The organism is Methylobacterium variabile, from assembly GCF_001043975.1.
Classification (GTDB): domain Bacteria; phylum Pseudomonadota; class Alphaproteobacteria; order Rhizobiales; family Beijerinckiaceae; genus Methylobacterium; species Methylobacterium variabile.
In genome coordinates this window covers 17,226-28,876 of record NZ_LABY01000218.1, presented here as the reverse complement: position 1 = coordinate 28,876, position 11,651 = coordinate 17,226, and the positions used below count along the sequence as shown (strand labels likewise).

The 11,651-nt window shown below is 69.0% G+C and carries 14 protein-coding genes; 3 read left to right on the top strand and 11 right to left on the bottom strand.

Going from position 1 to position 11,651, the window contains the following annotated elements:
• The coding region (locus VQ02_RS27605) for a class I adenylate-forming enzyme family protein (protein WP_048447445.1) at nt 1-653 on the top strand (653 nt) is incomplete at its 5' end.
• 18 nt (nt 654-671) lie between these two features.
• On the opposite strand, the gene glgX is transcribed toward VQ02_RS27605, so the two are convergent.
• Nucleotides 672-2,768 (bottom strand): glycogen debranching protein GlgX, encoded by a 2,097-nt coding sequence (gene glgX, locus VQ02_RS27600; protein ID WP_048447444.1) that lies wholly within the window; start codon nt 2,766-2,768, stop codon nt 672-674.
• Nucleotides 2,769-2,853: 85 nt separating this feature from the next.
• Nucleotides 2,854-3,876 carry a tRNA dihydrouridine(20/20a) synthase DusA gene (gene dusA, locus VQ02_RS27595; RefSeq protein WP_083469490.1) on the bottom strand — a complete coding sequence of 341 codons (1,023 nt, stop codon included), beginning with the start codon at nt 3,874-3,876 and terminating at the stop codon, nt 2,854-2,856.
• Between the two features lie 130 nt (nt 3,877-4,006).
• Between dusA and VQ02_RS27590 the strand changes: the two genes are divergently transcribed.
• Nucleotides 4,007-5,095 (top strand): tyrosine-type recombinase/integrase, encoded by a 1,089-nt coding sequence (locus VQ02_RS27590; protein WP_048447442.1) that lies wholly within the window; start codon nt 4,007-4,009, stop codon nt 5,093-5,095.
• Here VQ02_RS27590 and VQ02_RS27585 read toward each other — a convergent pair.
• The 8 genes from VQ02_RS27585 to VQ02_RS27550 form a co-directional block, all read right to left on the bottom strand.
• Nucleotides 5,080-5,340: a pyocin activator PrtN family protein gene (locus VQ02_RS27585; protein WP_048447441.1), complete on the bottom strand. Its 261-nt coding sequence runs from the start codon at nt 5,338-5,340 to the stop codon at nt 5,080-5,082. The genes VQ02_RS27590 and VQ02_RS27585 overlap by 16 nt on opposite strands.
• 115 nt (nt 5,341-5,455) lie before the next feature.
• Nucleotides 5,456-6,436: a DUF6551 family protein gene (locus VQ02_RS27580; protein ID WP_053080575.1), complete on the bottom strand. Its 981-nt coding sequence runs from the start codon at nt 6,434-6,436 to the stop codon at nt 5,456-5,458.
• The gene (locus VQ02_RS34930) at nt 6,436-7,149 is read right to left on the bottom strand and encodes a hypothetical protein (protein WP_053080574.1); all 714 of its coding nucleotides are present in this window, start codon (nt 7,147-7,149) and stop codon (nt 6,436-6,438) included. The genes VQ02_RS27580 and VQ02_RS34930 overlap by 1 nt, the downstream gene beginning before the upstream one ends.
• Nucleotides 7,146-7,619, bottom strand: coding sequence for a hypothetical protein (locus VQ02_RS27570; protein WP_048447440.1), 474 nt, complete (start codon nt 7,617-7,619; stop codon nt 7,146-7,148). The genes VQ02_RS34930 and VQ02_RS27570 overlap by 4 nt, the downstream gene beginning before the upstream one ends.
• Complete coding sequence (locus VQ02_RS27565; protein WP_048447439.1) at nt 7,616-8,086, bottom strand: hypothetical protein; 471 nt, start codon at nt 8,084-8,086, stop codon at nt 7,616-7,618. The genes VQ02_RS27570 and VQ02_RS27565 overlap by 4 nt, the downstream gene beginning before the upstream one ends.
• The gene (locus VQ02_RS27560) at nt 8,083-8,463 is read right to left on the bottom strand and encodes a hypothetical protein (protein WP_048447438.1); all 381 of its coding nucleotides are present in this window, start codon (nt 8,461-8,463) and stop codon (nt 8,083-8,085) included. The genes VQ02_RS27565 and VQ02_RS27560 overlap by 4 nt, the downstream gene beginning before the upstream one ends.
• Nucleotides 8,464-8,466: 3 nt before the next feature.
• On the bottom strand, nt 8,467-9,648 hold the full coding sequence (locus VQ02_RS27555) for a hypothetical protein (protein ID WP_048447437.1): 1,182 nt from the start codon (nt 9,646-9,648) through the stop codon (nt 8,467-8,469).
• 150 nt (nt 9,649-9,798) lie between these two features.
• Nucleotides 9,799-10,320, bottom strand: coding sequence for a hypothetical protein (locus tag VQ02_RS27550; protein WP_048447436.1), 522 nt, complete (start codon nt 10,318-10,320; stop codon nt 9,799-9,801).
• 139 nt (nt 10,321-10,459) lie between these two features.
• On the opposite strand from VQ02_RS27550, the gene VQ02_RS37630 reads away from it, so the two are divergent.
• Nucleotides 10,460-10,837, top strand: a complete 378-nt coding sequence (locus VQ02_RS37630) for a hypothetical protein (RefSeq protein WP_157080840.1) — start codon at nt 10,460-10,462, stop codon at nt 10,835-10,837.
• 9 nt (nt 10,838-10,846) lie between these two features.
• Here VQ02_RS37630 and VQ02_RS34925 read toward each other — a convergent pair whose 3' ends face one another.
• Nucleotides 10,847-11,626, bottom strand: coding sequence for an ORF6N domain-containing protein (locus tag VQ02_RS34925; protein WP_053080573.1), 780 nt, complete (start codon nt 11,624-11,626; stop codon nt 10,847-10,849).
• Nucleotides 11,627-11,651: the final 25 nt, after the last annotated feature.

Sequence of the window (11,651 nt, the reverse complement as noted above, 5' to 3'; positions counted from 1 at the left end):
AGCTGCTGGCCGAGTGGCGGGCGGCCACCGGCACGCCGCTCTACGAGGCACTCGGGATGAGCGAGATCTCGACCTACATCTCGACGAGCCCGGTCGTGCCGATCAAGCCCGGCTCGCCGGGCAGGCCGCAGCCGGGACGGCGGGTGGCGATCCTCCCCGTCGAGGGCGCACCGGAGCCGCTGCCGGCGGGCGAGGTCGGGCTGCTCGCCATCCACCGCTCCGATCCGGCCCTGATGCTCGGCTACTGGAACCGCCCCGACGAGGAGGCGGCGGTGATGCGGGGCGAGTGGTTCACCGGCGGCGACCTCGCCTCCCTCGATGCGGACGGCTACGTCTGGTTCGAAGGCCGCAACGACGACATCATGAACGCCTTCGGCTACCGGGTGTCGCCGAACGAGGTCGAGAGCGTCCTGGTCACCCATCCGGACGTGCAGGAGGTGGCGGTGACCGAGCTGCCCGTGCGCGACGACGTGCGGGTGATCGCCGCCTTCGTGGTGCCGAGAGCCGGCGCGGAGCCGGCGCGGGACGCGCTGCTCGCCTGGTGCGCGGAGCGGCTGGCCGCCTACAAGTGCCCGCGGGAGGTCGTCTTCCTGGAGGCGCTGCCGCGGACCCCGAACGGCAAGGTGCAGCGCAAGCGGCTGGCGGCGGGCTGAGGGCCGGCGGCAGCCGGGTCAGCCTTCCCGCCGCGCCACGCTCCGCGCCAGCACCAGGAGCGAGCGCTCGGGCAGGCGCACGGTCCCGCCGCTCCTGACGGCCTCCCGCGCGACCGGGCGGCCGTCCCCCGCCGTCGTGTCGAAGAGCGGCGTCCACGGCCCGCCGATGACCCGGGCCAGCTGGAAGTCGAGGGCAACCTCGCCCGCATTGGCGAGGATCAGCAGGCGCCGCCCGTCGGGCGCGTCGTTGCCGATCTGCATGCCGAACGCCCGGCGCTCGCCGTCGCCCCAGGCGCCGTCATCCATCTCGGCCCCGCAGGGCGAGAGCCAGTGCACGTCCTTCAAGCCCCCCGGCGCCACGGTCTCGCCGGTGAGGAACTTGCGCCGGCGCAGGGCCCGGTGGTCGCGGCGCAAGCCCAGCAGGTTGCGCACGAACTCGGTCAGGGCCGGGTCACCGTGATCGTTCTCCCAGTCGACCCAGGAGGTGGGGTTGTCCTGGCAGTAGGCGTTGTTGTTGCCGCCCTGCGTGCGCGAGCGCTCGTCGCCCATCAGCAGCATCGGCGCGCCTTGCGCCAGCAGGATCGTGGCGAGCAGGTTGCGCTTCTGGCGCGCCCGCAGGCCCAGGATGGCGGGATCGTCGGTCGGCCCCTCGACGCCGTAGTTGCGCGAGACGTTGTGGCCGTGACCGTCGCGGTTGCCCTCGCCGTTGGCCTCGTTGTGCTTCTCCTCGTAGGCGACGACGTCGGCGAGCGTATAGCCGTCGTGCGAGGCGATGAAGTTGATGCTGGCTCCCGGCCCGCGGCCGGAGGCGGAAAAAATCTCCTTCGAGCCGGTCAGCCCTTGCGTCAGCTTCGGCAGCTGGCCGGCATCGCCGCGCCAAAAGCCCCGGGCGGCGTCGCGGAACTGGTCGTTCCAGTCGCTCCAGCCGACCGGGAAGCCGCCGAGCTGGTAGCCGCCCATGCCGATGTCCCAGGGCTCGGCGATGAGCTTGACCCGCGACAGGACCGGATCCTGCGCGATCGCCTGGAGCACCGCGGCCCGGGGCGTGAAGTCGTGGGGGGAGCGGGCGAGGCTCGAGGCGAGGTCGAAGCGGAAGCCGTCGACCCGGTAGGCCTCGACCCAGTGGCGCAGGGAATCGAGCACCATCTGCATCACCCGCGGCACTGCGACGTCGAGGGTGTTGCCGCAGCCGGTGCAGTCGATGTCCCGGCGGGGATCGTCGGGCTGGAGCTTGTAGTAGCTCGCATTGTCGATGCCGCGGAACGACAGGCTCGGCCCGGTGCGGTCGGCCTCGCAGGTGTGGTTGTAGACCACGTCCATCAGCACCTCGATGCCGGCGGCGTGGAGCTGGCGGATCGCGGCCTTCAGGCCCGCCGCGCCGGCCGGCCCGAGGTAGCGCGGCTCGGGCGCGAAGTAGTTCAGCGGCGAGTAGCCCCAGAAGTTCGTGAGGTCCCGCTCGACCAGGAAGCGGTCGTCGACAAAGGCCTGGATCGGCAGGAGCTCGACCGCCGTGACGCCGAGGCGCACGAGGTGATCGACGACCGCCGGATGGCCGAGCGCGGCGTAGGTCCCGCGCCAGGGCAGCGGCACGCCCGGATGGGTCTGGGTCAGGGCGCGGACATGGGCCTCGTAGATCACGCTGTCGACGAGGGGGTAGCGCAGGGGCGGGTCGTCGTGGACCGGCGCCTCGGGGGCGGTGACCACGCCCTTCGGCATCATCGGGGCGCTGTCGCGCCGGTCGAGGACGTCCTCCCGGTGGCTGCCGCGGCGATAGGCGTAGAGGGCGTCGTGCCAGCGCACCCGCCCGTGCAGCTCGCGGGCATAGGGGTCGAGGAGGAGCTTGTGCGGGTTGAAGCGGTGGCCGCGCGCCGGCTCCCAGGGGCCATGAACCCGATAGCCGTAGAGCTGCCCCGGCAGCACGCCGGCGAGGTAGCCGTGCCAGACGTCGTCGCTGCGCCGGGGCAGGCGGACCACGTCGGTCTGCACCCGCCCGGTGGGATCGAACAGGCACAGGTCCACCGCCGTCGCATGGGCCGAGAACAGCGCGAAATTGACCCCGCGCCCGTCGAAATGGGCGCCGAGCGGGCCTGCGGCGCCATCGTCGAGTGCGATCATCCCGCCATCCCCCGGGCGCGTGTCCGTTCGCCGACGAACATGCCCGCGGACCGGCCGGCTGCCAAGCTGGCCGGCGGCGCCGTCCTCAGGCCGCCGCGCTCACCGGCTCGCGGGAGACCAGCGCCACCGCCTCGCGCAGGGTGTGGAGGCCGGCCTCCGGCCGAGTGCCGGCGACCGAGAGGTGGCGGCGATACGGCCGCGCCCCGGGCCGGCCGTTGAACAGGCCCAGCATGTGCCGGGTCATCGCGTGCAGGCGGACCCCTTCCCCGAGGCGGGCCGCGACGTAGGGCTCGTAGGCCTCGACCGCCGCGAACGGATCGGCCACCGGCGGCGCCTGTCCGAACAGCTCCGGATCGACGCCGAGCAGCAGGGCCGGCTCCGCATAGGCCGCGCGGCCGAGCATCACCCCGTCGAGGGCGATCCCGTCCGCCGGCGCGAGCGCGGCCCGCGCCGTCGCGAGGTCCTGCAGGCCGCCGTTGAGGGCGACCGGCAGGTCCGGGTTCGCCGCCTTCAGCCGGTGGACCCGGCCGTAATCGAGGGGCGGGATGTCCCGGTTCTCCTTCGGCGACAGCCCCTGGAGCCAGGCCTTGCGAGCATGAACGATGAGCGCATCGACGCCCGCCGCCCGCACCGCGGCCGTGAGGGCGTCGAGGGCCGCCTCCGGATCCTGGTCGTCGACGCCGATGCGGCACTTCACCGTCACCGGCACCGAGACCGCGCCCTTCATGGCGGCGACGCAATCCCCGACGAGGGCCGGCTCGCGCATCAGGCAGGCGCCGAAGCGCCCGTCCTGCACCCGGTCGGAGGGGCAGCCGACGTTGAGGTTCACCTCGCGGTAGCCGAACGCCTCGGCGATGCGGGCCGCCGCCGCGAGATCACGCGGGTCCGACCCGCCGAGCTGGATCGCCACCGGATGCTCGGCCGCATCGAAGCCGATCAGCCGCTCGCGCGGCCCGTGCAGCACAGCTCCTGTCGTCACCATCTCGGTGTAGAGGAGCGCGCGGGCCGAGAGGGTGCGGTGGAACGCCCGGCAGTGGCGGTCGGTCCAGTCCATCATGGGTGCTATGGAAAAGCGCCAAGGACTGAAATTGCTCGTTTTTTCAACCATGGCAACCACCTGACCCGACCCTCATGCTGTACGATTTGAAGCCGTTTCCGGCGTTTTGAGCCCGTTTCTTGTCGAAAGTACAGCAATGCTGTACGCCTCCGGCCCATGCTGTAGCGCGGCCGAGGGCACCGTGGGAACCATCGTCGAGCGGAAGCGCAAGGACGGCTCTGTTGGCTACCACGCTCAGGTGGTGGTCAGGCAGGAGGGTGTCACCCACCGCGAGACGAAGACCTTCGACCGCAAGGCGGCGGCCAACTCATGGATCGCGAAGCGGGAGCGCGAGCTGTCTGCGCCTGGCGCGGTGTCGGGGAAGAAGGCCGAGGATCCGACGCTCGGCGCGGCGATCGACCGGTACGTGGCTGAGAGCCGGCGCGCCCTGGGGCGCACCAAGGCGCAGGTGCTGAAAACGATCAAGACGTTCGACATCGCGGACAAGCCCTGCTCGACCATCACCAGCGCCGATGTGGTCGCGTTCGCCACCGAGCTATCTGCCGGCCGGCAGCCGCAGACCGTCGCGAACTACCTCGCCCACCTCGGCAGCGTGTTCTCGATCGCGCAGGCGGCCTGGGGCTATCAGCTCGACCCCTCGAGCATGCAGGACGCCCGGAAGGTCACCTCGAAGCTGGGGCTCGTCGCCAAGTCGAAGATGCGCAGCCGCCGGCCGACGCTCGACGAGCTCGATCGGCTGATGACGCATTTCGGCGGAGTCCGGCACCGGCGGCCGGGCAGCCTGCCGATGCAGGTGATCGTGGCGTTCGCGCTGTTCTCGACGAGGCGCCAGGAGGAAATCACCCGCATCGCCTGGGCAGACCTCGACGAGGAGGGCTCGCGGGTCCTGGTCCGGGACATGAAGAACCCTGGGCAGAAGGTGGGGAACGACGTCTGGTGCGAATTGCCGCCGGAGGCGCTGCGGATCGTCCAGGCGCAGCCGCGTGCCGGCGATCGGATTTTCCCCTACACCACCGACGCGATCTCGGCCGCGTTCACCCGGGCGTGCGCCTTCCTGGGGATCGACGACCTGACGTTCCACGATCTGCGCCACGAGGGTGTCTCGCGGCTGTTCGAGATGGGCCGGACCGTACCGCTGGCGGCATCGGTCTCAGGCCATAAGAGCTGGTCATCGCTCCAGCGCTACACGCACATCCGCAAGGCGGGCGACCGGTACGCTGGCTGGCCCTGGCTCGCGGTGGTAACCGCGACCGATCAGCCGCACAGCTGACGGCACTCCTTGCGTGCCGCCTCGGCCCGCTCGTCGACCCATCGCGCCAGGTCGTTGAGGTGCACGCCCTTGGCCGACTTCTGGCTCGCCTCGATGCGGACCAGCGGCAAGGCGATCTCGCCGGCGGAGATCTTCCGTGCCAGCTTCTCGGGCGTCAGGTGTGAGAAGTAGTCCTGGCACACGCGCTCGATAGGGATCACGGCCGCGCCGCCGTACTGCGCCAGCAGGAGGAACGCGGTGTTCATGGGCTCGGGCCTCGCGACGGGTTGGGCGATAGTGGGGGCGCGTCCGCGCGGCATGCTCAGACCTCCTCACCGGTGGCTGTGGTAACCGGAGCGGTGGGGCCCGTGATGGAGTGGATCACCGCGCCGCCTCCATCTTCAGCTTCCGCACGTGCGAGGCGGCGCGCTCCTCGCCCTCGAGGTGGGCGACGTCCCGGTAATCCTCGATCAGGTCCTCCGGCACCCAAGCCGGGATGGCGATGCCGCCCTTCGGCATGCGGGAGGGTGACCGTGCATCTGTGCGAGGTGCCTTCTTCCGCACCGCCTTGAACCAGACGGCAGCGATGCCCCGCCACAGCGGGACGCAGTGAACCGCCGCGTGCTCCTTGGCCTCCTGCTCTGCCTGCCGGGCCGGCGTGGCGCGGATCGTCTGGATGAGCCCCGCCCGGTCGAGGTCAGCAAATTGCGGGTCGGTCATGAGGTGCTGGGCCGCCTTCATCTGCGCCGCCGTGATCGGGCCCAGCTCGGCCTCCGTCAGGACGCTCAGGATCTCGGTGGCCCGCTCCTCGCCCTCGAGGGTGACCAGGCCGCGCACCGCCGCGATGGCGATGGTCTCGCGCGGCTTGTAGACCGCTCGCGCCGGCGGGAGGCGCAGGAGGATCAGGCCGGCCGCCGCAGCGACCCGCGCCACCGATCGTGCCGCCGGATCCCCGGCCGCCACCGCCGCGACATGCATCTGAGCCGCCGTGACCGCGACCCGGTCCCGGTTGTGGCCGACGAAGGCCTCGGCACGATCGGACTGTGCCGTGGCCTCGACTACCACGACCGGGATCAGGTCGATGCCCGGATGGGTGGCCGCCGCGATGGCCGAGTGCTGGCCATCGATCACCTCGAGGCCGTCATCCGTCCACGCCACGATCGGCGGCTTGAACCGGCGCCAGTCCCAGCGCTCGACGATGCGGCGGATCAGCCGGAGCGAGGCATCGGAGAGATCGCGCTGGTAACCGGCATCCACCAGCAGCTCGGTCGGCTTGATCCACGTCACCTCCGGCTTGGAGGTGGCGGGTGCGCCAGGGTGAACGTCAGCGAGGGCCAGGGCGGTGATCGGGCGGCGGTTCATCACTGCGCCCTCGCCGAGGAAGGAGCATGCGAAGCCACCAGCGGAATCAGGCGGACAAGCCGCTGATGCGATGCAGCTTTTGCCGATGGGCGGCCCGGATTCAGGGGTGTGGAATCACCCACCCTCAAGGCGTCTGCGAGATGCCGGAGATATCGGCCCGAGGAGCACCATCCTTCGGTCTCCTCGGTCTCCCGGGCGTAGAAGTCGGCGAGCGCGTTGAGGCCCGCCCGCGAGGACGGGATGACCGTGGTCAGCGCCTCGAAGGCCGCCGCACTCGCGTCAGCCGCAGCGTTGGCCCGGCGCATCTGCGCCTCGTCGTCCTCGTCGAGGCCCGAGAGCACCGCCGTGTGTGCCCGCTCGGCGCGCTCGGCGCCGGCGATGGCTTGGTGGATCGGATCCGGGCCGACCGCGGCCGCCGGCCAGCAGGCGCAGGCCAACGCCGTGAGGTCGGCGACGCGGACCTGCGCGGCCTGGTAGGTCAGCCCGTAGCTGTTGGCGAACTCGGCCTCCTCGGCGAGCCACCAGCGCAGGTGCTCGAGGAGCTTCAGTGCACCGGCGGCCGTGGTGCAGGCCGTTGCGACGAGGACATCGCCGGCCTCGCGGTAGGCTTCCTCGGCGAGGACAGAGGGGTTGCCCTCAGGTGCGACCTGGAAGGCATCGTAGGCGGCGCGGTGGGTGGCGATGGCCGCGAGGATGGGGTCGGGTGGGGTCATGCCCGCCCTCCGTCAGGAATGCCGTCCGCGAACAGGTCGGGCTTGATCTCGGCCGCACGTGCCCAGACCTCCGTCACGACCTCATGGCCGAGCAGTTGCCGGGCGGCGAGGATGAAGGCGCGGCGCCGGCCGTCCTTGAGGGACGTGGCCGCCATGGTGTCGGCGGCGTGGGCCTGCTCCCGCTCGGCCCGGCGAAGGGTGCCGATCCGCTCCTGCAGCCGCGGCCGGATCCGGCGCTTGCGCTTGTGCGCGGTCTCGGCGCGCCGGCGCCACTCCGGGTCTCCGCCGCGCAGATCGGCGGCGGAGAGCTGGTCCTCGATCCTGGCAATCTCGCCGTCGAGGACAGCCAGGAGCTGGCGCCCCTCCTCGGCGGTTGCGATGTCGTCGAGGTGGATGGCGCGTCCCTCGATCAGCAGGACGTCGATCCCGACGAGGCCGCGGGAGGGCGGGAGGCGACCGATGGCGTTCATGCCCTCGCCTCCACCTGGAAGTCGGCATCCTCGGGCGCGGCCTTGCCGTCCCGGGCCCATGCAGGCAGCGACCCGCTGCCGGTCCATGCGGCCCGATCGCGGTCATCGTAGTCCGGCTCGTCGCCGAAGCCGATGAACCCTGGCGGCAGGCTCTCCTGGGTGGCGCTGAGGATCGCGCGGGCCGCGGCAACATCGGTGTCGCCCTCGACGGAAGTACCCTCGAGCGACAGCGCTAGGGCCAAGCCGAAGACGCGCAGACCGTCCAGCGTCGTAGGAGCGGGCAAGGCAAGGACGCGGGAGACCTCGTGCCGCTTCGCCCTGTTTACCGCCCGCGCGGCCTTGGGGGCGGAAGAGGTGGGATTCGAACTCCCCTCGATCGGCCTGGAGGCCACGAACCAGGCATAGGCGGTCAGCAGGCGATGCCGGCAGGCGACGTGCGGATCGGAGGCGGTCTGAGAAGCGATCACGACAGCACCCCCTCGCTCGAGATGCTGAGCCGGCCGGCGCCGTAGTCCTCGACCCAGGCCGGGTTCTCGCCGGCCGGACCGAACAGCGCCGGCAGGGCGGCGGCGACATCGTCGTAGATCCGGTTCAGGAGGCGCTCGGCACGTTCGATGGCTGCGCTGCGCTGATCGTCATCCGTGAGGACCCGGTCCTCGGGCGCGTAGGCGGCGCCCGAGAGGAAGTCCTGGAACACGAGGTCGACCAGCGTGGTGCCGAGCGTATCCCGGGTCTCGGGTAGCAGGCCGGCCCAGGCGGTGGCCGGGTGGAGCGGCGGGAGGGCCGCGCCGGTGGGGCCGGCAGCACGAGGCTGCCGGGTCGGGAATGCAATGGCGTTCGCCATGGTTCAGCGCTTCCCCTGTAGGGTCGCAACCTCATCGCGCAGGCTGGAGGCCAGTCGCGCTGTAGCGTTCCAGTCTCCAGCCAAAAGCTTGCAACGCATCAACCTTTCGCCGCGGTCGTCGGCGTCGGACACATCAGCGGGTTTGCGCTTTAGCAATTCGTCCGCGACGGCGTCCTTGAGCGCCATGCAGCGATCCCCTTCATCGGTGATTAAGCCCAAGCCGGCCTCTCCGAGCTTCGGCCACCACGCGGCAGTGAAGAACTGATCTCCCGATCGCTCGTAGACATCGAACAGGGCGCAGAGCTGCGGGATGGAGCAGCCCGACAGGTCGAGGCTCAGCGCATCTGGGCTGATGTGCGCTTCCGCGTCCGTCGCCTGAGGGAAAGGCGCACAGTTCATCTCCTTCAGATCTGCCGCGATCGAAAGGGCAAGCTCCTCAAGCTGGTGTTGCTGATGCCTGACGCTGTCCAGGCTGTAGAGCGATCCCTTGGCCTTCAGCTCCTCCATCGTATGAGCCCGGGTCGCTACGATGCGCGTAAAGATGGCCCTGCCGCGCTCCTCAAGGCGCACCCAGTCCGGTGCGTCATGGGCGTCCGCGTAGTCGCCAGCCGCCAGGATCGCGTCCTGCTCGGTCTCGATGGCGCCGAGTTCCCCGACCAGCGAGAGCAGGGTGGTGTCCAGAGTGACCCACGATGCCGCCGGGGCAGCGACCGCTTTGGCAGCGCTGACGGCGCCCTCGTCCATCTGCCGGAGATGGCGCATCTCCTCCGGCTCACGAGCGTGCTCGCCGAAGCGGAGGTTACGGTAGGCGACCGGCATCGGATGATCCCGTCCGAATGACCGGTCAGCCACGAGGGCGCTCGTCTGCCGCTCGATCACGGCGAGGGCGTAGGCGACGCGGTCTGCGTCTGACTGCAAAGGCGTGTGCAGCAGCGCCCGGAAGGTCTCCTCCTCGGCCTGCTTTCGGGCCTGGGCGTCCGGCTCACCGTAGGTCTGGGCGAAGAGAGCGTGTGCGTAGGCCAGTTCGTGCGCTTCGATCCGCGCGGCCAGGGTCTTCGACGGCGCACCGGCGCCGACAAGAGCCGGCGGGGTGTAGCGTGCCGGTGAAGTCGGCACCTCCGCCGAGACGTGCTCCGGCGAGAATGAAACGTGAACGCCTTCGGGCATACCGGGGACGTGAAGCATGGCAGCCTCCTGATGGGTCTGGCTGTGTGGGAAGAAGCGGGCGTGATGACCCGCGGGGTGGCCCGTCCGGGCCGGCTCTCAGCCGACGAGGGCGGGAACTGGGAAGAAGAGGGTCAGGCTACGGGCGCGTCGGCCGTGGTGGCTTCGCTTTCAGGCCGCATCTGTTCGGCTCAGGGGTCTTTGGCTATCGGCGGGAGATCGAACGGCAAGCCGAGCTTCACGATGCCGTCGAGGGGCATACCAGGGTGCAAGATAGTCGGCCCAGGCGGGCATCATGTAGTCGGCGCCAAGCGCCTTCACGGTGAGGCCAGTATGGGCTTCCAGCGCGCTGGCGATCGAGAACAGCACCCGCTGCAGATCGGCGTGGGTCTGCTTCAGGTTGGCGTCTAGATCCTCATCAAGTTCCACAGTGAGGTCGTAGGCGATCACGGTCTGAGCGAGGGCATCCGCGAGGGTAGTGGCGCGCCCGTGGCTGATCGCCTCCTGCAAGGCGTCGATCCGGCGCTGAGCCAGTTCCATTGCTTGCTCGCGCTCCCGCTCCTTGTCGCGATCGCCCTTCACCTCCTGGAGCGACTGATCGATTCGCAGGTGCAGCCGCACCGCCTCGCCCAGCATCCGACCCAGGTCGCCCGGGGAGGTGCCGCCGTTCCGTGACCGCGCTTCGTAGTACATGAGACGCTCCTGTGCCGGTTGGCTGCGTTGGGCTATCTGGACAAGTTAGCAACTTGTGCAACTTGCTCAGTGAGGACATATATGTGGGCGGACGTCAAGCGGAGTTGTGCAACTTGCGCAAAGTGCGGTATGAAAGCCCATGACCGACGAACTCAAAGACCAGCGCATCCCGATTATGATGACGCCTTCGGAAGTGAAGGCAGTCGATGACTGGATGTTCGAGAATAGGATTCGCTCTAGAGGCGGTGCGATTCGCTCGCTTGTGAGTAGAGGCATCATGTTTGATGATGCTTATGAAGCTATAGGGGCCAGCCTTGATGTTATTGCCGCGTTTCAGAAGAAAGAAATTACGAACGATTTGATAAATGATTATTTCAAAAAGGTACGTAAGTTTTTCGACGCAATCAAAGAAACCACTGCAACAAACAATTCTGTTTCTGACCAATTAGATAAAATCCGTTCAGACTTAGAAATTGTAGTTTTGAGCAAGCCTTCCGATCAGGACCCAAAAAAATAAACTGAGATTTCATGGACGCACCAGATGCAGGACGCCCTGGCCTGTCAGAGCGTCAACGTGGTCCCGGATCATCCGCTCGCCCTCGTAGATGAGCCACGCGTTGATCGCCTCGACTTGGAACAGGTAGCGACCGGATTCGCGGCTGATGCGGGTGGCGTAGCCGTGGTCCGCCGAGAAGCGCCGGAGGCGGGCCGACACCTTCTGCGAGAAGGCGCGCCGCTTACGGGTCGGAACCATTCTCTCAACCAGGATCAGCAGGGCCGGTTTGTAGCCGACGGCGACCGCGCGCTCGTCCACCTCCAGGTGGGCCTTGAGCAGGTCCGGCAGGACATGCGTCAGCGCCTCGGCGAGGAGGCCAGGCACCACCGACTTCACGATGCCGCCGATCGTGCGCCGGGCTGCCGGGCCGAGATCATCGGCGATGGCGCCGGCCATGCGCTCGACCTCGAAGTATCGGTCGATCATCTCGCCCTGGACTGCCCAAGCGCGATCGTCGGACATCGGCTTGATCAGCTTGAGGTATCCGCGCCGGGTGATGAGTTTCCCGCGGGCGGTGCGCTCCGGGAAAATCCCCTCCAGGGACATCCGACGTATCTCGTCGGATGTGGGCTCGAAGTAGTCCACCCCCTCCACGAACCGCTCTCGGTTATCGCGAAAGGTTCGGCCGGCGGTGCCGTCGGGCCGCTGGTGGATGCGGTCGACCATCGCGAAGGTGACGACGCGCTCGCCCTTGTAGGCGACGATGCCGACATCGACGTCCAGGATGCGGATGTGCTTGGTGTTCGACATCCCTCAACCATCCATCTGGCGGGTG

Coding starts and splice junctions, on each gene's coding strand:
- VQ02_RS37630 (WP_157080840.1), top strand. CDS start 10,460: ATGACCGACGAACTCAAAGACCAGCGCATCCCGATTATGATGACGCCT.
- VQ02_RS27550 (WP_048447436.1), bottom strand. CDS start 10,320: ATGTACTACGAAGCGCGGTCACGGAACGGCGGCACCTCCCCGGGCGAC.
- VQ02_RS34925 (WP_053080573.1), bottom strand. CDS start 11,626: ATGTCGAACACCAAGCACATCCGCATCCTGGACGTCGATGTCGGCATC.
- VQ02_RS34930 (WP_053080574.1), bottom strand. CDS start 7,149: ATGACCCCACCCGACCCCATCCTCGCGGCCATCGCCACCCACCGCGCC.
- VQ02_RS27570 (WP_048447440.1), bottom strand. CDS start 7,619: ATGAACGCCATCGGTCGCCTCCCGCCCTCCCGCGGCCTCGTCGGGATC.
- glgX (WP_048447444.1), bottom strand. CDS start 2,768: ATGATCGCACTCGACGATGGCGCCGCAGGCCCGCTCGGCGCCCATTTC.
- VQ02_RS27560 (WP_048447438.1), bottom strand. CDS start 8,463: ATGGCGAACGCCATTGCATTCCCGACCCGGCAGCCTCGTGCTGCCGGC.
- VQ02_RS27585 (WP_048447441.1), bottom strand. CDS start 5,340: ATGAACACCGCGTTCCTCCTGCTGGCGCAGTACGGCGGCGCGGCCGTG.
- VQ02_RS27555 (WP_048447437.1), bottom strand. CDS start 9,648: ATGCTTCACGTCCCCGGTATGCCCGAAGGCGTTCACGTTTCATTCTCG.
- dusA (WP_083469490.1), bottom strand. CDS start 3,876: ATGGTTGAAAAAACGAGCAATTTCAGTCCTTGGCGCTTTTCCATAGCA.
- VQ02_RS27580 (WP_053080575.1), bottom strand. CDS start 6,436: ATGAACCGCCGCCCGATCACCGCCCTGGCCCTCGCTGACGTTCACCCT.